The organism is Anaerotignum neopropionicum, assembly GCF_001571775.1.
Lineage (GTDB): Bacteria > Bacillota > Clostridia > Lachnospirales > Anaerotignaceae > Chakrabartyella > Chakrabartyella neopropionicum.
The window spans coordinates 464,629-484,599 of sequence record NZ_LRVM01000001.1 but is presented as its reverse complement, the minus strand read 5'-3'; the positions used below and the strand labels follow the sequence as shown (position 1 = coordinate 484,599).

At 42.4% G+C, this 19,971-nt stretch carries 17 protein-coding genes; 3 read left to right on the top strand and 14 right to left on the bottom strand.

The window, feature by feature from the left end:
• Positions 1 to 12: 12 nt before the first annotated feature.
• The 6 genes from glmM to CLNEO_RS02280 form a co-directional block, all read right to left on the bottom strand.
• Complete coding sequence (glmM, locus tag CLNEO_RS02310; RefSeq protein ID WP_066084571.1) at positions 13 to 1,362, bottom strand: phosphoglucosamine mutase; 1,350 nt, start codon at positions 1,360 to 1,362, stop codon at positions 13 to 15.
• Between the two features lie 20 nt (positions 1,363 to 1,382).
• A complete protein-coding gene (locus CLNEO_RS02305; RefSeq protein ID WP_066083792.1) occupies positions 1,383 to 2,654 on the bottom strand; it encodes a CdaR family protein in 1,272 nt (423 codons plus the stop codon).
• The gene (gene cdaA, locus CLNEO_RS02300; RefSeq protein ID WP_066083790.1) at positions 2,651 to 3,505 is read right to left on the bottom strand and encodes a diadenylate cyclase CdaA; all 855 of its coding nucleotides are present in this window, start codon (positions 3,503 to 3,505) and stop codon (positions 2,651 to 2,653) included. Before cdaA ends, CLNEO_RS02305 begins: the two co-directional genes overlap by 4 nt.
• A gap of 843 nt (positions 3,506 to 4,348) precedes the next feature.
• Positions 4,349 to 5,806: a lysine--tRNA ligase gene (lysS, locus tag CLNEO_RS02295; RefSeq protein WP_408605430.1), complete on the bottom strand. Its 1,458-nt coding sequence runs from the start codon at positions 5,804 to 5,806 to the stop codon at positions 4,349 to 4,351.
• A gap of 104 nt (positions 5,807 to 5,910) precedes the next feature.
• Positions 5,911 to 6,387, bottom strand: a complete 477-nt coding sequence (gene greA / locus CLNEO_RS02290) for a transcription elongation factor GreA (protein ID WP_066083786.1) — start codon at positions 6,385 to 6,387, stop codon at positions 5,911 to 5,913.
• Between the two features lie 365 nt (positions 6,388 to 6,752).
• Positions 6,753 to 7,685 carry a hypothetical protein gene (locus tag CLNEO_RS02280; RefSeq protein WP_066083784.1) on the bottom strand — a complete coding sequence of 311 codons (933 nt, stop codon included), beginning with the start codon at positions 7,683 to 7,685 and terminating at the stop codon, positions 6,753 to 6,755.
• Between the two features lie 436 nt (positions 7,686 to 8,121).
• On the opposite strand from CLNEO_RS02280, the gene nifJ reads away from it, so the two are divergent.
• A complete protein-coding gene (gene nifJ / locus CLNEO_RS02270; protein WP_066083781.1) occupies positions 8,122 to 11,655 on the top strand; it encodes a pyruvate:ferredoxin (flavodoxin) oxidoreductase in 3,534 nt (1,177 codons plus the stop codon).
• Between the two features lie 219 nt (positions 11,656 to 11,874).
• Here nifJ and CLNEO_RS02265 read toward each other — a convergent pair whose 3' ends face one another.
• The 3 genes from CLNEO_RS02265 to CLNEO_RS02255 form a co-directional block, all read right to left on the bottom strand.
• Positions 11,875 to 12,234 carry a hypothetical protein gene (locus tag CLNEO_RS02265; protein ID WP_066083780.1) on the bottom strand — a complete coding sequence of 120 codons (360 nt, stop codon included), beginning with the start codon at positions 12,232 to 12,234 and terminating at the stop codon, positions 11,875 to 11,877.
• Between the two features lie 54 nt (positions 12,235 to 12,288).
• Positions 12,289 to 13,164, bottom strand: a complete 876-nt coding sequence (locus tag CLNEO_RS02260; protein WP_066083779.1) for an alpha/beta fold hydrolase — start codon at positions 13,162 to 13,164, stop codon at positions 12,289 to 12,291.
• Positions 13,165 to 13,457: 293 nt separating this feature from the next.
• Entirely contained in the window at positions 13,458 to 14,582 is a 1,125-nt protein-coding gene (locus tag CLNEO_RS02255) for a GGDEF domain-containing protein (protein WP_162266447.1), read from the bottom strand.
• A 343-nt stretch (positions 14,583 to 14,925) separates the two neighbouring features.
• Here CLNEO_RS02255 and CLNEO_RS02250 point away from each other — a divergent pair, with 343 nt between their 5' ends.
• Complete coding sequence (locus CLNEO_RS02250; RefSeq protein ID WP_066083773.1) at positions 14,926 to 15,576, top strand: DL-endopeptidase inhibitor IseA family protein; 651 nt, start codon at positions 14,926 to 14,928, stop codon at positions 15,574 to 15,576.
• A 229-nt stretch (positions 15,577 to 15,805) separates the two neighbouring features.
• Here the strand turns inward: CLNEO_RS02250 and CLNEO_RS02245 are convergent, their stop codons facing one another.
• Together CLNEO_RS02245 and proC are read right to left on the bottom strand one after the other, a co-directional pair.
• Complete coding sequence (locus CLNEO_RS02245) at positions 15,806 to 16,351, bottom strand: cupin domain-containing protein (RefSeq protein WP_083531794.1); 546 nt, start codon at positions 16,349 to 16,351, stop codon at positions 15,806 to 15,808.
• Between the two features lie 107 nt (positions 16,352 to 16,458).
• Positions 16,459 to 17,271 (bottom strand): pyrroline-5-carboxylate reductase, encoded by an 813-nt coding sequence (gene proC / locus CLNEO_RS02240; protein WP_066083771.1) that lies wholly within the window; start codon positions 17,269 to 17,271, stop codon positions 16,459 to 16,461.
• A gap of 232 nt (positions 17,272 to 17,503) precedes the next feature.
• Between proC and CLNEO_RS02235 the strand changes: the two genes are divergently transcribed.
• Positions 17,504 to 17,803, top strand: a complete 300-nt coding sequence (locus CLNEO_RS02235; protein ID WP_066083770.1) for an ArsC/Spx/MgsR family protein — start codon at positions 17,504 to 17,506, stop codon at positions 17,801 to 17,803.
• A gap of 95 nt (positions 17,804 to 17,898) precedes the next feature.
• Here the strand turns inward: CLNEO_RS02235 and CLNEO_RS02230 are convergent, their stop codons facing one another.
• The 3 genes from CLNEO_RS02230 to CLNEO_RS02220 are packed head-to-tail and all read right to left on the bottom strand — an operon-like array spanning position 17,899 to position 19,742.
• Complete coding sequence (locus tag CLNEO_RS02230) at positions 17,899 to 18,609, bottom strand: SDR family oxidoreductase (RefSeq protein ID WP_066083769.1); 711 nt, start codon at positions 18,607 to 18,609, stop codon at positions 17,899 to 17,901.
• A 4-nt stretch (positions 18,610 to 18,613) separates the two neighbouring features.
• Positions 18,614 to 19,144 (bottom strand): flavodoxin domain-containing protein, encoded by a 531-nt coding sequence (locus tag CLNEO_RS02225; RefSeq protein WP_066084565.1) that lies wholly within the window; start codon positions 19,142 to 19,144, stop codon positions 18,614 to 18,616.
• Positions 19,145 to 19,160: 16 nt separating this feature from the next.
• Positions 19,161 to 19,742, bottom strand: coding sequence for a uracil-DNA glycosylase (locus CLNEO_RS02220; protein WP_066083766.1), 582 nt, complete (start codon positions 19,740 to 19,742; stop codon positions 19,161 to 19,163).
• Positions 19,743 to 19,971: the final 229 nt, after the last annotated feature.

Below are 19,971 nucleotides of genomic sequence, written 5' to 3'. Positions count from 1 at the left end.
GGGAAAAATATATTATTGGAGCTTATCCTCTATAAAACAAGCCAGTTTTTTTGCTTCTTTTTCCATGGCCAGCTTATCCTTTCCTTCAATCATGACACGAACCAGTGGTTCTGTACCCGAGGTGCGAATCAGCACCCTCCCATCAGAGGAATATTTCTCCTGCATTTCTTCAATGGCGGCTTTAATTTCCGGCACCTCCATGTAGTCATTTTTTCTGTCATTGTTCACCCGGGCATTCACCAACACCTGAGGCATAACCTCCATAATTTTTGCCAATTCTGACGCTTTTTTTCCGCTGCACTTCATAACGGATAACAGCTGAATTGCCGTTAAAATGCCATCTCCTGTTGTGTTATAATCCAGGAAAATAATATGCCCCGACTGCTCACCGCCCAAGTTATAATCCTCCGCCAGCATACATTCCAAAACATATCTATCGCCAACATTTGCCTGTAAAACGGAAATATCATTTTCCCGCCCCATAACCGTCAGCCCAAGGTTAGACATTACCGTTCCAACAACGGTATTTTTTTTCAGCTCTCCCTTTGCCTTCATGGCACAGCCGCAAATTGCAAGAATTTTATCCCCGTCAATCAACGTACCGTTTTCATCCACAGCCAAGCATCGGTCTGCATCTCCGTCAAAGGCAAAGCCGATATCCGCACCGTTTTCCTTCACAAATGCCGCCAAGTCCTCCATATGGGTGGAGCCGCATTTTTCGTTGATATTTGTTCCGTCAGGTTCGTTATGGATAATGCATAACTGCGCCCCCAAATCCAGCATGGTTATGGGGGCCGCCTTATAGGCCGCCCCATTGGCACAGTCCAACGCCACCTTTATCCCCTGAAAACGCTCCCCTGTGCTATTTCTAAGGAAGGCAATATAATCATCCAATGCATCCTCCGCGTAGCCCTTTGTTCCAATGCCGCTCCCCGTAGGGCAAGGCAAAACCTCCATGCGGCTCAAGAGAATATCCTCAATTTCCTGTTCCAATTCGTCACTTAATTTATAGCCCTCATCGTTGAAAAATTTAATTCCGTTATATTCAACAGGATTGTGGGATGCGGAAATCATAACCCCTGCATCCAACCGATAGTGGCGCACCAAATATGCCACCGCAGGCGTAGGAATTACTCCCGCAATCACCGCATGGGCACCAACAGAGCATATCCCCGCTACCAAAGCTGATTCCAGCATATCCCCGCTGATTCTTGTATCCATTGCCACCAAAATGCGAGGTGCATATCTTTTCTCTTTTGTCAAAACATATGCCCCTGCACGGCCCAATTGATATGCCAGTTCACCTGTTAATTCCGTATTGGCAACGCCCCTGACACCATCAGTTCCAAATAATCTTCCCATATTCCTTTTTCCTCCAAAAATCACGATTCATTCTCCGCTGCGGCTATCGCCTCCGTAACAAGAACATCAATATAAGCATATCCCGCCGTTACGCCTTCCGGTAAGTCCAGCGCAATGAGCGCCTTATGCTGTCCCACAGAAAGACCGCTTACATCAACAGTACCTGTGAGATCACTCTCAATAATACGATTTACCACCGCCTCATCGCCGGTAATCATTACAGTGGTACTTCCGCTGATTTCATAGCTCTTTGTACTTTCCGCCTTAGCCAACGTCAATTGTTGCGCATTCACTGTTACCTCATGGCCATTGGCACTTATAATTTGTACATTTACCAATATTGTAAGACTATTTCCATTCTTTACTTCAACGCCCTGGGGCAGATAATCAGCCACTGCAAAGCTTCTGGTAACATCAGCATTGCGTCCCGAAATATCGATGTCCGGCAGCTGAAGATACATAAAATCAGTCAATGCCTCGGTTGCACCCATCACCTCTATAGTTTGAGGCGTACAGCTGGTTTCTCCCACCACAAAGCCATCCCCGGGCACACCGGAAATATTTACTTTAATGGGGATTGCTTTTATATTCATTGAATGATAAGTTACAGTAATTTCCTCTATCCCAAGGCTAACTCCCTTTACCGATGCTCCTTGTGCGTCACAGGCAATCAGCTTTGCACCAAGCTGAACATTGTCCCCAACATCTTGGGCATTAATCTCAGCTTTTACCGCGGAAACCTGATCCACTTGGGATGCCGGCCCCCTCACCAAAACACTTTCCGCGCTTAAAACAGGCGTGGAATATAATACATCCGCTGGAAGCTCACCATTTACAGCTACATAAATAGGCATCTCCTTGCTTGTCATTCTTTCAATATGCACAGTAACCGTTGTTGGCGCCTTCCCTACAATGGTATACCCCGTATAAACCCCTGTCATTTCCACATTTACAGGCAATGAAACCGTATCTCCCTCCATGACAGAAGCCAGCCCCGACAAATCCACGGTAGCCTGAAGCCAATCGTTCGTCTGGTTTAAACGGTCAAGTGCCGTTCTTTGGGCTTTAATTCTAATACTTATTTTTGTTGCAGTCAAATCCGTGGCATTCTCAACAGTAAGACCTCTATTCGTTAAAACATCCATATTTTTCAAGGTAATAAATTTGGTATAGGTTCTCGTATCCACAGGCTGATTGATATTGATTACCATAAACCACATAATCGTAGCAATGCCTATAGACAGTAGCTTCCACCCCAAATCCTTCATTAGCAATTCTTGAAATTTTTTCATTTATCCTGCCTCCCTTTCCAAAAAGAAAGTTTCTTTTTCCCAACCTTCTTGGTTTGCGAAAGCATTGTTCTTAATTGCTCCATGGTTAAATCACGGTAGAGAACGCCGCCTCTTGCCACAGAAATAGAGCCTGTTTCCTCCGATACCACAATAACATAGGCATCAGACACTTCGCTTGCGCCAATGGCGGCACGGTGTCTGGTTCCCAATTCCATACTAACCTCGTTGCTATCTGTCAGCGGCAAAAAGCACGTTGCTGCCGCCACACGGTTTCTACGAACAATTACCGCGCCGTCATGTAACGGTGTATTATGCTCAAAAATATTAATTAAAAGCTGACTGGAGATTACCGCATCAATGGGGATGCCCGTTCTTTCCAAATCCCCCAAAGGCACCTCTTGCTCAATCAAAATCAAAGCCCCTGTGCGCACTGCCCCCATTTTATCCACCGCTTTAATAATTTCATCTACGGTACGCGCTGAGGCTTTCTGGTTGTCCTCCTCCTCATTGCGTATAAAATAGGAAAAAAACTGTCCTTTTCCCAGCTGCTCCAACGCTTTTCTAAGCTCCGGCTGAAAAACAACAATCACTGCAATAATGCCCACGGAAATAGTATTCGACAAAATCCAAAGAATGGTATTTAGCTGTAATATGGTTGCAATTGCCGCTAAGCCAAGAATGACCAATATTCCTTTAAACAAAACCCACGCTCTTGTTTCTTTAATCCAAAAAATAATTTTATAAATAATATAGGCAACAATCAGAATATCCAAAAAATCAGAAAACCCGATGGATGGACGCACAAAGCCTGTTACCCCTAAATTGTCAAAAAACCCCTTAATTGACTCCATACAACACACCCTACCTCTTGAAAATATGACATCTTTTCCATTATATCATAACATTCGCCCATAGATTCTTAAAAAAAGAAAAATATCTCTCTGCCTGTTTTATTTCCAACTTCCATTGTTTTATTTTATTATAGCATAAACACAAGTGAATTGTTATAAAAAGTCTTTGAAAAACCTTTCTTTTCACGATTTGTCAAAAAAAATCTTTTCCTTGTAAAATTAAGCTTTCTGTAATAAATAAAGAAGGTTCAGACTGAAGATAACGTTATTTTTATACAAGGGAAAGGGTTGGGAAACAGGGGTTATTTCATTTCTCTTGGAGAAAAGACCGATCTTTTTCATACAAAATATGACTTAGCTTTGGGTTAACCCCTTCACGCACTCGCTTGTTCAAAAAATAAGGCATCATCACGCTGCACCCCCAGAGGACTGCCCGTAACTGCAGACCTTCTCATACTGTTGGACCAGCAACACCAGCTTTTTTCTCTCTGAAATGGAGCTATCGAATGGGGTAACGTATTGTCATCAGCAACGCATCGAAATTTCCTTTTTTATAGTATTTTCTTGAAACCAGCAACGAAATAAAAGAAGAAACAAAAATAACCATTGCATTTTGGTACGCCCAATCACCTATAATGCTTCACATATGCAGCTCCCCCGCCTTGCCTTTTAAAAAGACCCCACCGGGTAGATTTCTCTATCCAACGAGGTCTTTATTTCATCCATAGGATGTTCTATATCATCTTTCTCTGCAACATTTTTTTTCAGTGGTTGCGGTATCCATGCACACTGTAATGCTTCTAATCCACTAAAAATTAAATGTTTTGCGCCTTTCAAGGCACATTATTTATCCAAAGGCTTCATTGTAGGGAACAAAATGACATCGCGAATGGAAACGGCTTCTGTCAGCAGCATAACAAAACGGTCAATGCCCACACCCAAACCGCCGGTAGGAGGCATGCCATATTCCAATGCGGTTAAGAAGTCCTCGTCAATCATATTGGCTTCATCATCCCCTGCTTCACGCAGCATTTCCTGATATTCAAAACGCCCACGCTGGTCAATGGGGTCATTCAGCTCGGAGTATGCATTTGCATATTCACGACCGATGATAAACAGCTCAAAACGTTCGGTATAATCTGGGTTTTCAGGCTTTCTCTTGGTCAAAGGAGAAACCTCTACAGGGTAATCAATGACAAAAGTAGGCTGAACCAAATTCTTCTCCACAAATTCCTCGAAGAACAGCAGTAAAATATCCCCTTTTACATGACGCTCCTCAAATTCCACATGGCGTTCCTTTGCCAAAGCCTTCGCTTCCTCGGTATTCTCCACTGCATCAAAATCAATGCCTGTGTATTCCTTCACCAAGGAAACCATGGTTTTTCTTGCAAAGGGCTGACCTAAATCTAAATCATGTCCGCCATACTGTACCTTTGTTCCACCCAATACATTTTGGGCAACAGTACGGAACATTTCTTCCGTAATGTCCATCATGCCATTATAGTCTGTGTAGGCTTGATACAGCTCCATCAAGGTAAACTCGGGGTTATGTCTTACGGAAATCCCCTCGTTACGGAACACACGACCAATTTCATACACCCGCTCGAAGCCGCCCACAATAAGACGCTTCAAAGGCAATTCCAGAGCAATACGGCAGTACATATCAATATCCAGCGTATTGTGGTGGGTGATGAAAGGTCTTGCGGATGCACCACCGGGAATAGTCTGCAAAACAGGGGTTTCTACCTCCAAAAATCCTTTTCCGTCCAAAAATCTTCTGATTTCGCTGATGATTTTGGAACGCTTAATAAAGGTATCTCTTACCTCAGGATTTACAATTAAGTCCATGTATCTTTGGCGATAACGCAATTCCTGATCTTTCAAGCCATGGAATTTTTCGGGTAAAACCTGCAAGCTTTTGGAAAGCAGTGTAACCTCTTTTGCATGAACAGAGGTTTCACCTGTCTTTGTACGGAAAACAAAACCTTTGATACCGATGATATCACCAATGTCAAATTTTTTGAAAGCGGCGTAATCCTCATCTCCAATATCGTTACGGCTAACATAAGACTGAATGGTGCCGTTTCGATCCTGAAGATTGCAAAAGGATGCCTTCCCCATGATGCGTTTACTCATCAAACGGCCTGCGATTGCCACATCCTTGCCTTCCAATGCATCAAACCCATCCTTAATTTCATCGCTGTGATGGGTCATATCAAATTTTACAATTTCAAAGGGATTCTTCCCCTCTGCCTGCAATTGTGCCAGTTTATCACGACGGATGAGAATCTGCTCGCTCAACTCCTGCTGGGTTAATTCCTTCTCCTGTACGTTTTCATTTTGCTCTGCCACGTTTCTTCCTCCATTCCCTTTTGGCTTTGGTATCTCGCCAACTTCATAGTTTGTTATTTTCTAATGGATTTCACTTCAAAAACCGCTTCGCCATCCGGTGTGTCGATTTTAATTTTTTCGCCATTTGTATGTCCCAAAAGTGCCATTCCCACAGGGGACTCATTGGAAATACGCCCATTCATAGGATCAGCCTCTGCAGAGCCAACAATGGTATAGATCATAGTTTCGTCAAATTCCACATCATACAGCTCTACCGTAGAGCCCAAACCAACCTTATCATGGGATAACTCTTCGTCATCAATTACCTCTGCGTTGCGCAGCATTTTTTCAAGAACAACAATTCTTGCTTCAATTTCAGCCTGTTCTTCCTTCGCAGAATCATACTCCGCATTTTCGGACAAGTCCCCCTGCCCTCTGGCTTCTTTGATTTTTTCTGCAATTTCTTTTCTTTTGACGATTTTCAAATTTTCCAATTCTTCTTCCATCTTTTTCAAACCATCATAAGTTAAAACAACCTTTTTATCAGCCATGGCCGTCGTCATCTCCCTTTTTTTCGGATTTTCTCCGCTTTTTCATCCTGCCCTTGCCAAAATCACATTTACAAGGAAAAAAGAGGGTCGCGACCCTCAAAATTCATTGATAAATTATATAATACTTAAAGAAGAGTTGTCAATGTATAATCCCCCGAAAATAGAAATAATCCTATCACTCAAACTGTGGAAAAACCTTGGGCGCTGCCCAAACCTCCTTGCTTTTTGTAAAAAGCAAGACCAAAAACTTATGTACAAATTCCATGTTCATGCAATTTGTAATGGGTCAAGGGTGAAACCCTTGTGGGTGTTTGAGGGCAAAGCCCTCAAGGGTTTGACTTTAATGACACTCTGACTGTTACAAACTATCCTTGATTTTTCTGGATTTTTACCCGTTTGCCCAAGGCGGAAAAGCCGCTGACGGAAAAACCCTTTGCCTTTAAGGCTAAATAAATACCCTCAGCCGCCTGTTCCGGGAAATGATTCAGCCAAAAATTTTGAAATTCCATGAGCTTTATGAACGCCACAGCCTCAGCCCTTCTGCCCTCCAGCTGCTTTTCTTCATAGTTAAAATAAAATCCATCGGCCGTCACAACATCCCACCTTCTTTGGGACAAGCGCCGCAAAGCAGGCCGATTCCCCGCCGCATCAATAAACACGGCATAGCGTTTTAAAATGTGTTCATAACCCGTTTGCTCCATACCGCAAACAATGATCACATCTGCTTCCTGAAACAGGAGGTTTTTGGGAGAAGAAAATGCTTCTGTCATCAAGCCTTTCTCCGCAAAAAGTGTGTCTTGTATTTCCTCCAGCTCCCCAATATTATCCGCAAAAAACGAAAGATGATTCACATACGCTCCCATGCCTGCCAAAACCAAGGGTAACACGGTTTTTTCTGTTCCGCAAATCAAAAAATGTGCCTCCTCGGGATTTTTCCCCTGTCTGCGCAGTGCCTCTGCAGCACCATCAAAGGCAAATAAAGCCGCCAAAATTCTGCCATTGGCAACAGGCAAAATTTGTTGCGAAAATTCCCCCTCATATGGTGGAATAATAATTCCCGCCCCCTCCGCCGCCAGCGTTTTTGCCAAGGCTTCGGCCTTATCCCGCCACGGCGACGGCAAACCCTGCCCTTTGGTAAGGGAAAGGACGCCAAAGAGCGTGTTGTCCTTTTCCTCAATGGTGAACGGTTTTTTGGAAAGAATATATCTTTCCCGCCACTTTTGCGTCAAAAATTTACTCCAGCGAGGTAATACCACTTCCTCCTTTTTTTCCAGAAATCGAACCTCTGCAATTTTCATATAATCTCCCCCTTTTTGTATAAAACGATGTACTTATTGTCATACAATGGAGAACTTATTTGCTTTTTATCTCCACAAAACCTTTGATAATAACCTAAGACAGCCTTCAAAAGAACGAATTGTATGTATTTTTGTACAATTTTCCATTCTTTTCCTCCCTATATTTTGGTTTTAAAATCATATCCTTTCTTTGTTTTTAATATAATTATATATGTTTTAAATTTTATACAATCAATGTATAGCAAAAATGCACAAATATTATTTTTTATCACGATTTTTACCGTTTTTCAAAAAAATTTTTTCGTGAAATATTGACAACTACATTGCGGCAAACTATCATCAAATTATCAAAGAAGATTTGCCCTGTGTCCATCGTTTGGGATGCAGGATGTATTTTTCTCGTATTTTGTATACTGTATATGAAAGGAGCTTAGCCATGAATCCAAAAATCATGAAAACAATGGATGGTAACGAAGCTGCTGCGTATATTTCTTACGCTTTTACTGAAGTTGCAACCATCTATCCAATCACCCCTTCCTCCCCTATGGCGGAGCATGTTGATACTTGGGCCGCCAACGGCAAAAAAAATCTTTTTGGCCAAACCGTGCGCTTGGTTGAAATGGAATCCGAAGCAGGTGCGGCAGGCGCAATGCATGGTGCATTGGAGGCAGGCACTTTAACCACCACCTATACCGCCTCCCAAGGGCTTTTATTAATGATCCCCCCCATGTACCGCATTGCAGGGCAGTTAAAGCCCGGTGTATTCCACGTTAGCTCCAGAACAGTGGGCACCCACGCTTTTTCTATTTTTGGCGACCATTCCGATGTTATGAGCTGCCGCCAAATTGGTTGTGCCATGCTTTCCGCAGCCTCCGTACAGGAGGTTATGGATTTGGGCGGTGTTGCCCACCTAGCGGCCATCAAGGGCAGTGTCCCCTTCATTCATTTTTTTGACGGTTTCCGCACCTCCCATGAGCTGCAAAAAATCGAAGTAATGGATTACAAAGACATCGGTAGTCTTATGGATGAAGATGCACTCCACAAGTTCCGCAAAAATGCATTAAATCCTGAACGCCCCGTGCAACGTTCCACGGTGCAAAATCCCGATGTTTTCTTCCAAAACAGAGAAGCCTGCTCCCCTTTTTACAAAAGACTTCCTGGAATTGTGGAAGAATATATGAATGAAATTAACAAGCTTACAGGCAGAAGCTACAAGCTCTTTAACTACTTTGGTGCTACCGATGCAACCCATGTTATCATCGCCATGGGCTCTGTTTCCGGCGCAATTCAAGAGGTTGTGGAGCATCTTACTCAAAAAGGTGAAAAGGTTGGTTTCCTACAGGTTCACCTATATCGTCCCTTCTCCATGGAGCATTTTATGGCGGCTTTGCCAGAAAGCACAAAAATCATTACGGTGATGGACAGAACAAAGGAGCCAGGTGCTTTGGGCGAGCCTCTTTATGAAGATGTTTGCTCTGCATTGATGGAAGAAGGCAGAGTGCTTCGGGTGCTTGCGGGGAGATACGGTCTCTCTTCCAAGGATGTTACCCCTGCACAAATTGTTGCAGTGTTTGACAACATGAAGACAGAACAGAAAAATCATTTCACGGTAGGCATCAATGATGATGTCAGTATGAGCTCCCTTCGTGTGGGTGCTGAGCCGGAGGTGGCAGATGAATCCACCATTGCTTGTAAATTTTGGGGGCTTGGCTCGGACGGTACCGTTGGCGCAAATAAAAACTCCATTAAAATCATTGGGGACCATACCGATAAATATGCACAGGCATACTTCGAATATGACACAAAAAAATCCGGCGGTATCACAAAAAGCCATTTGCGCTTTGGCGATCGCCCCATCCGCTCCAGCTATTTGATTTCAAAGGCTGACTTTGTTGCCTGCCATCAGCACTCCTACATAAATAAATACGACATTGTTTCAGAAATAAAGCCCGGCGGCACCTTCCTTTTAAACTGCGCATGGAAAGCGGAGGAATTGGATGGCCATTTGCCTGGGGCTGTAAAAAGATACATTGCCAATCACAATATTTCCTTCTATACCATTGATGCTGTGGAAATCTGCCGTGAAATCGGATTAGGGAATAGAACAAACACCGTTTTGCAGTCAGCCTTCTTTAAGCTGGCGAACATTATTCCTGCGGAGGATGCCCTTGGCTATATGAAAGCCGCCATCGAAAAATCCTATGGGAAAAAGGGTGAAAAGATTGTAAATATGAACTATGCCGCTGTAGATGCGGGCTTGAGCGGTTTGGTGAAAATCGATGTGCCCGAAAGCTGGAAAAATGCAAAGGATATGGACAAAGAGGATTTCAAACGCATTCTGCCCGAATATGTGGAAAAGCTTTTGATTCCCATGAACGCACAAAAAGGCGACACTCTGCCCGTTTCCGTATTCCTTGGCAGAGAGGACGGCACCGTGCCCTTGGGTACCTCTGCCTATGAAAAGCGTGGCGTTGCCATTGACGTACCCCAGTGGAATATAGAAAACTGCATCCAGTGCAACCAATGTTCTTACGTTTGCCCTCACGCTTGTATCCGCCCCTTCCTCTTGTCGGAAGAGGAAGCAAAAAATGCGCCTGTTGGCTACGAAACAAAGAAGGCAAACGGCGGCGGCGAAATTGCAAGCTATCGCTACCGCATTCAAGTAGACCCTCTGGATTGCCAAGGCTGCGGCGCTTGTGTTGAGGTTTGTCCAGCCAAGGAAAAGGCATTGACCATGAAGCCTTTGGATTCCCAATTAGGTGAGATGGCAAACTGGGAGTATTCCTTATCCCTCTCCCATAAGGAAAATCCCCTGGATAAATACACCGTAAAGGGCAGTCAGTTTGAGCAGCCCTTGCTGGAGTTCTCCGGTGCTTGTGCCGGCTGTGGCGAAACACCCTATGCAAAGCTCATGACCCAGCTTTATGGTGACAGAATGTATCTTGCCAACGCAACAGGCTGTACCCAGGCTTGGGGCGCAGCAGCGCCTTGCGTACCTTACACAACAAATAAGGACGGTTGGGGCCCCGCATGGAGCAACTCCCTGTTCGAAAATAACGCAGAGTTCTCTATGGGCATGGTGCTTGCCGTAGAACAGCAAAGAGAACGGGTGAAAATGCAGTTAAATGACTTATTGCCCCTTTGCGATGATGAAGCATTGCTTGCTGCCGCAAAAACTTGGCTTGACCATTACGATGATGGCCACAGAAGCAAGGAGGATACCCGTGCACTCCTTACCGCTTTGGAAAACGCAAAGGTTCCTTCCGAGGGTTCAGAATTTAAGGCATTTATTTTGGATAACAAAGAACACCTGACCAAAAAATCCATGTGGATGTATGGCGGTGACGGCTGGGCATATGATATCGGTTACGGCGGCTTAGACCACGTTTTGGCGTCGGGTACAGATGTAAACGTATTGATTGTTGATACCGAAGTCTATTCCAACACAGGCGGTCAGTCCTCCAAGGCAACCCCAATCGGTGCAGTGGCACAGTTTGCCGCCGGCGGAAAGCCCACGGTAAAGAAGGATTTGGGGATGCTAGCCATGAGCTATGGTTACATCTATGTGGCACAGGTTGCCATGGGCGCAAACCCTGCACAGCTGGTAAAAGCAATGAAGGAAGCTGAAGCATACAAAGGCCCTTCCTTGATTATTGCTTATGCCCCTTGCATTAACCACGGCATTATGAAGGGTATGGCAAATGCCCAGCTAGAAAGCAAACTAGCCGTTGATGCGGGCTATTGGTTCTTGTATCGCTACAACCCAGAATTGAAAAAACAAGGGAAAAATCCATTTATTTTAGATTCCAAGGAGCCAACCATGGATTACAACGACTTTATCATGGGCGAGGTTCGCTACTCCTCTTTGGTACGCACCTTCCCCGAAACTGCAAAAGTTCTATTGAAGGAAGCCGCGGAACAGGCCGCGGAAAAATACAAAACCTATAAAAAGCTGGCAGAGCAATACTAATTTGTATTAATCACCGCTAAAAACCCCCTACCTAATTGGGCAAGGGGTTTTGGGGTGTAGACAAGGTCAAAATCTTGAGGACTTTGCCCTCAAACACCCACAAGGGTTTTACCCTTGACCCATTAATTAAGGGGCAGACGATTGTCTGCCCCTCTTTCTTTTTGCCAGTAACTCCTTATCGTCAGGCGAAGCTAAATAAAGTTTATGGTCTTGCTTTTTTCAAAAAGTAAGTGAGAGGTCATCACTTTTCTTCTTAAAAGCCGGCTTTGCCGTCTGCCCTATCTTGGGCAGTGAGAGGTCATCACTTTTCTTCGCAAAAGCCGGCTTTGCCGTCTGCCCTATCTTGGGCAGTGAGAGATCATCACTTTTCTTCGCAAAAGCCGGCTTTGCCGTCTGCCCTATCTTGGGCAGTGAGAGGTCATCACTTTTCTTCGCAAAAGCCGGCTTTGCCGTCTGCCCTATCTTGGGCAGTGAGAGGGAAACGCCCAAGGTTTGTCTACAGGCTGACCCCGTCAAATTAGGTAGGATTTTTTTGTTCCCTTGGGGTTGTACAAAGTAAACATCTTTGTTGACGCTCATTTTTTGAAATTGGGTGCCTTTGCAAAAATCGTTACAAAAAAATGCTTATTCCCTTTATTTTAAAAATTCCATCAGCGCCCCATAGGTTTCTTCCGGTGCTTCCTCGGGCAGAAAATGACCGCAGGGCAGAGGGCCGCCAACCACATTTTTCGCCCGCTCACGCCATACCCCCAACACATCATATAATTTCCCCACCAGACCTTTTTCTCCCCATAAAACAAGAAGGGGTACCTGAATTTTTTTATTCCGATCCTCTACATCATGGGTTAAATCTATGGTTGCGGCAGCGCGGTAGTCCTCACAGGTGGCATGCACAGCACCCGGAAGGCAAAATGCCCTTGCATATTCCTCCACCATTTGCTCATGAAAGCACCCTTTGTTGCGGCTCCATGCCTCCAACAGGCTGCGAAGGTAAAAAGCTGGATCACTGCCAATGAGCTTTTCGGGGATTCCCACGGGCTGAATTAGAAAAAACCAATGATAATACCCCTTTGCAAAATCCATATTCGTCGTATGATACATATCATAGGTAGGTAAAATATCCATCATGGTGCAGCTAGTCACCCTTTCGGGATAATCCAAAACCAATCGATGGGCAACCCGAGCGCCACGGTCATGGCCTACCAAATCAAATTTCTCAAAACCCAAAGCCTCCATTACCTTCACCTGATCTCTAGCCATGGCACGTTTGGAATAGTTGGAATGATCCTCCAAGCCTTCGGGCTTCTCACTGTCCCCATATCCCCGAAGGTCCGGCACCACAACGGTATAGTTTTGTTCCACAAGGCGGGGTGCCAGATTGTACCACATCATATGGGTTTGGGGATAGCCATGAAGCAGCAAAATGGGTTTTCCTCCGCCTGCATAATTTACATTAATTTCCACATCACCGGTATTAATACGGATTTCTTGAAAACCTTCCAATCTCATTGTTTTCCCTCCAATGTGTTATCACTTTACCAAAAGCAACAAAATATATACTTGCCTGTATAATGCTGTATTCTCTTTATTCCGTCCAAAAAGTTTCCCATCAAACCATTTCAAGGTTATTTTACACCAGCTTTTGGGGGAATCCCCACTGTTATTTGATTAGTTTAACATTTCCAGTTCCCCTTCTCAACCTTTTGCATTTTTTTTTGCTATAATTGCTTTTTTTCAAAAAAACAGTTTTTTAGATGCTTCAAAAAAAGAAGGCATCTTTCAAAAAACGACGACGCCCTCTGCTATTTAATTTTATTTTTATACATTTCTTTATCGGCCCGTTCCACAATGCACTCCTTAGAAAAGGACTCCTCCGCCAGAAAATCCGACGAACCAATACTTAGGGACAAGCCAACCCCTACGCTGTCTGCGGCATTAAACACCTCCACAAATTGGTGAATTCCTTTGGTGATTTCCTTCTTTACCCCTGCTTTGCAAATGATATAGAACTCATCACCACCATAGCGACCGATCATTGCGCCCGTTCCCTGGCATGCCCGCCGCAAAATTAAAGCTGTTTCAATCAAAACCCTGTCCCCAAAAACATGGCCATAGGTATCATTAACCTCCTTAAATTTATCCACATCAATAATCAAAATAGAATAAGGCTGACCCTTGGTGATTCCATGGCGTATATTTTGCAAATACATATCAAATTGATAACGATTGTTCAGCTGTGTCAACGGATCTGTTGAAATTCTTCTGTTTTGAAAATTAATAAATATAATTAATAATGACAGCACTACGCAAATCCATATTAAGGAAAGTCCATAAAAAAACATTTGAAACACAATACCAATCACAGGTAAAAAATAGGTTCTCATGATTATAGCGCAATCCTTTTTCTCAAGAATACTCTCTGAAGTTCGATAGATCTTAAAACAATAATAAAATGGGATCAAAAAATAGGGTAGCGCCAGCAAAAACGAAATAAAAAAGAATGGCCCTCTGGCATATACATTGTTTTCATCAATATAAAAGAAAATTTTATATTTAAAATTCAAGATAACCAACACCATATTGACCAGCAGGGGAATTCCTATGATTGCCCAAAATTTCTTATTTATTATTTTCTTATCATAAAACAATAAGGAAATATAAATAAACCAAATAAAGGCAACAAAACAGTTTAAAAAATAACAGCAACCAGATACTGCCCAATTGATTGTTTTGGCATAAAGAAATTGCTTTCCATCAATTAACCACATGACAGAGTCAAAAAACTGAATGGTAAAAACAGAATAAATTAAATATATAAACGCCTTTTGTCTGCCTGTACCGTCATCAATATTCTGTTGATTTGCAAGAATGATAAATATAATTATCATTCCAACGATATTTACTTGTAAATATAAAAACGAGATCATTTTTTCACCAATTTTCATTATATCGGGGGATTAAATTTGAAACCAACCTGTTTATTTTACATCTTACAACTTTTGACGTTTTAATTTTTTTCCTATCTTATACATTACCAAAAGCCGAGAATAAAAGCAATCTTCATGATTACATAATCTCCCATTTTTTTGTAAAATAATAAAATACATGGATCCATAATTTTTTTTTCATTTCTTATAATGCTTTTTGCTCATAATTTTGATTATTTTTTATTTCTTAATTGTTTTTATCAATTATTTACATTTACTTACAGATGCGAATAGTTATGATATAATAATTATTGAATGAAGAATGTTGAAAGGAGTTCCTTTTATGAGAAAATATGTAATTATCATACTGTCTTGCCTGTTGCTTTGCGCCCTTGTTTTTTCAGCCTGCACAAGCAACTCCGCCCCAAACTCACCATCTCCTTATGACGAAACCATCTACACCTCGGAGGATGGCTTGCCCCCTTTGGAAGATGATTTAAAACAACTTTATCAAGATGCGGAAGCCATCTATTTGAAAATTGTTTTTTTCGATTTTCACACTGACTTTAATCAACCAATAGAAAAGTATGGATATGTTTTTTATAAAGTAGACGAGGATCATTTTAATTCTTACGATTCCTTCAAAACCTATCTATCAAATTACTTTAGCCAAGATTTTATTAACGGAAAAATACTTGCTCCCGGGGATTCGCAGTTTATAGAGGGTGAAGATGGCGCTTTATATATGCTGGATGCTGGACGAGGCTCAAATATTTTTTATGCAGGGTGTGTATTCCATTCTGTAGAGCGCAGCGAAGATAAAATCAAATTTACTGCCACTGCATATTATGCAAATACGCAAGAAGGCTACGAAGGGGAACTCTTTTTTGCGGAGCCCGAAAACATGAGTGACTATTCAACGGAAGACTTTACCTTTATTCTGGTAATGGAGGGAGATAAATGGAAATTTGACCTATTTTCCTGTTTTTTTTAATGATACCATGCTATGAGCCTCAACGAAAAGCAAAAACTTCTGTTTACGAACAAAATTTTATTTTAAAAAACGGATACCGTTGAAAAACAGTATCCGTTAAATGAAAAGTAAAGTCATTTATATACAACAAAAGGGTGTCAACTATATATTGACACCCTTTTGTTGCGTTCAAAAACATCATCCGTTTTTCTTTTCCTATCCTCCCATATTTTAAATCAAAAAAATATTTTCATTGGTAATAATGCTTCTCCGCTTCTTCCGCTTCTTGTTTTGTAGAATGAACCGCACCTTTGGGATGATGGGCCGGGGCATAGACGGAATAAACCTTCAGTGGCTTATTACCCATATTAATCAAGTTATGCCAAGTTCCCGCAGGAACTAAAATAGCAAAGCGTCCATCCACATTTCTTTGATAGTTCAACTTATCCTTGCTGCTGCCCATTTGGATAACGCCGATACCATCTTCAACACGGATAAACTGATCCTCATCCGTATGAATTTCCAAGCCGATATCTCCGCCGGGAGGAATGCTCATCAAAGTCAACTGCAAATATTCGCCTGTCCACAATACAACACGGTAATTGGGGTTATGCTTTGTTACCATATCAATATTTACAACAAAAGGCTCAGGTCCGTAATCAATAGTGTTATAAACATTCTGCTCGGAATTTTGTACTTGATTCTGTGCCCGATTCTGTGCCCGATTCTGTGCCGGATTCTGTGCCGGATTTTGCGCTGCATTTTGCTTATTATTACGCATATTGTTTGGATACATTTCTTTTCCCCTTTTTCAGTTTTCTGGTATTTATTTTTATGTTTCAAAAAGAGAAATTAGAAATAGTCCGCATAAAAAATTAAAATTTTTTTATTTTATTCTGTTGCTTATTTCTTCTGGCCAAAGGCATTATCCTTCGCCAATACGGCGTCAAAAGCCTTCACCAGCGTTGCCTCAAAGCCGCCTGCCTGCAAAGCACTCACCCCTTCTATGGTAGTGCCGCCGGGGGAGCAAACTTGGTCAATCAAAGGCCAAGGTGCTTCTCCACCTTCCAATACCATTTTTGCACTGCCCAAAACGGTTTCCGCCGTAATTTGCAAGGCCTGTTTTTTTGGCATTCCCGCCTTTAGGGCAGCATGGGCCAAAGCATCCATATATAAGTAAGCAAACGCAACAGATGCACCGCCAATCACACTAAATATAGAAAACTGACTCTCATCAATTTCCGTAACGGTCCCAATGGTAGAAAAAATATCCTTCACCAACTGCTTTTGCTCTCCACTTACATATTCATTGCAGCAAAGCCCTGTTGTGGAGGCGCCGATTTTTGCATTAATATTGGGCATCGCCCTTACAATGGCAGTTTTTTCTGGGAAATATTCACTCAAATATTCTAATGTTTTCCCTGCGGCAATAGATACAACAAGGGGATTTTTTTTTGCAAATGCCTGCTGCAGCTCCGGCAAAATAACAGCAAGCACATTAGGCTTTACCCCAAGAATCACCACATCACTATGGGCAATTACCTCCAAAGAGGTTTGGCAGGCAGTTGCGCCGCACTCCTCTGCCAACTTTTTTGCCGTGGCTACACTTTTACTTGTAAGAAAAATATTTTTTCCTTCAAAGCTTCCTGTCCCCAGTGTCATTCCCTTTACAATTGCGCTTACCATGTTGCCTGCGCCGATAAAACCAAAATCCATATTACCTTCCTCCCATCCGCCTATTCATTAAGTTTAAAAGAAACAAATTGTTTTAATAAAAATAAAGTATGTAAAACTTTTTCTCATTTTACAGCCGTTTATTTGAAAAAGCAATCCTATATTCTTGCCCCTACCAAAAGGAGCCATTATAATATAAAAAAGGAGGTTTTCGAATGAATCTTATTTTTTTTCACTACCCAAAAGCAGCACTAGCCAAAAGGCAAAAAAATGGCTGAATTCCGCCGACGTAAAATATTTTGAACGTCATATGGTGGAGGAAAACCCTTCCTCATGGGAATTAGAATTTTGGTGGGAAATGAGTGACTTGCCCCTAAAAAATTTTTTTAACACCAGCGGTGTTTTATACAAGCAACTGGGCTTAAAAGACAAGCTGCCCCAAATGACGGCGGAAGAACAGCTGCAACTGCTAGGTACGAACGGCTTACTGGTAAAACGGCCCTTGCTTGTTGGGGAGGATTTTGTTTTGGTGGGCTTTCGAGAAGAGGAGTGGCAAAATAAATTGCTCCGGTAAAATAAAGTAAAAAAAACAGCCTTTTTACCCATTTGGACATTAAGACTGTTTCGTTAAAAAAATTATTTCAAAGGGTGTCTACTTTATTTGGCACCCTATTCGTCCAAAAACCAACCATTATCATCATGATAAATCATCTGCCGTGTCATACCGCCATCAATGCAAATATTTTCTCCCGTAATAAAGCCCGCCTTTTGGCTGCATAAAAACAGCACCATATTTGCAATGTCCATGGGGTGTCCCACACGCTTTACGGGATGTTGCTCTGCATCCGCACCGTCATAAACGGTATATGCCGTATCAATCCACCCGGGAGAAACGGAATTTACCCTTACCCGCCCTGCCAGCGTTATGGCCAAGGCATGGGTTAACGAGGAAATTGCCCCCTTTGCCGCCGTATAGCTTTCCGTGTTGGGCTGACTCATACGATCTCTGGAGGAGGATATATTCACAATCGCCCCACCCTCCGTGGCAAAATAAGAATTGAACAGCTTGGTTAAATAATACGGGGCAACAACCCCAACACGCAAAGCATAGTCAAAGGCACCATAACCGCAGGCGTTCAGCCCTCCCATGGAAAACATTGCGTTATTGATTAAATAATCCACCCTGCCGTAGTCATTGATAACCTTTTTTGCGAAGGCCTCTAAGGTTTCCCTATTCCCAATATCCCCTGTAAAATAGGGATTTTCCTCACGGTCAATGATGCAAACCTCAGCACCTTCCTTGGAAAACTCATCTGCAATGGCTTTCCCTATTCCATGAACGCCGCCTGTGATAACGACGACTTTTCCTTCAAACTCCATAACCTCATTCCTTTACATATGAAATCAATGCTTCCCCTTGAGAAACATCAACAAAATCCATAGGCGTTTTTTGTGTTTGCAGTATGCCTTCTTCTTCTGTAGTACGCTCCTTTTTCCGCTTTATCATTTCATATAATACCTTCATCATGCCCTTATGGGTAAGCTTCAGACGCTTATAATCCATAGCCCCTCGAAAAAAGAAAATCTTTGCGTGGCTCATCAATTCCTCCCCAAGGGATTTTTTCACTCCATTTAGAATGTTTTCCACATTTTTTTCATCCTGAGGATCGGAAATTCCACAGGTAAAAAGAATCAATTTTTTATGCAACAGCGCCTCTTGGTTTTTCTTCAGCCAATCACTCCCATTCAATCCGCTGGCATAAATTCCTCCGCCAAAAACAATGGTTTCATAGGATGATATATCCTTTGCCTCTTCCGTCGTAAAAATATCTGCCTGCAACTTTTCCCCAATATAGGTTGCATACCTTTTTGTACTGCCGTATTCGGAACGAAAGATCACTGCTGTTTTTGCCATAGATAGCTCCTCCTTTTTATTGTTCATATAAAAATTTTTTCAAGCTCTGCAAATCCTCCTGATAGGTTTCCGCCAAAGCCCGATTATAGATCACTGCCGCCGGATGATATAAGGGAAAAAGAAACCGCTCCTCCGTCAAGGGATACGGCCGTCCATGAACATCGCCAATGGTTATGCTTTTCTCTCCCCACACCGCCTTTAAGGGAACATTTCCTAGGGTAACAATCACTTTTGGAGAAATGATCTGTATTTCCTCCATTAAAAAAGGAAGAAAAAAAGCGATTTCTTCCCCCGAAGGCGGTCGATTTACCGCTTTCCCCGTTTTGGGACTTTCCTTGGTAGGACGCAATTTTACAACATTGGAAATATAAATTTCTTCACGCCTTAAACCGATAACTTCCAAAAAAGAGGAAAGATTTTTGCCCGCCTTTCCAACAAAGGGCCTGCCTAATTTTTCCTCTTCCCCTCCGGGAGCCTCACCAATCATCATTAATTGGGGTGCCTGCGCCCCTTCCCCAAAAACCAATCGTTTCTGGCCAAGGACGGCACTTTCAAATTTTTTAATGATTTTTTTTTGCAATTCCTCTTGCCTATTCATTTTTTGTTCCTTCCTTTTATAAACAAAGTTATCCACAACTTAACAACCTTGTCCACAGGTTTTCTGTTGATAACTTTTTATGTATACCCCAATATCTTGTGTTAAATTTCTCACTTCGACAATTTCACATTAAAATTTCATTGAAATTTAAGGAACGTGTATTATGCACCTTGTGTTGTATAATTTCGAGGTGGATAACTTCCACATTATCCACAGAAATCATGGGGAT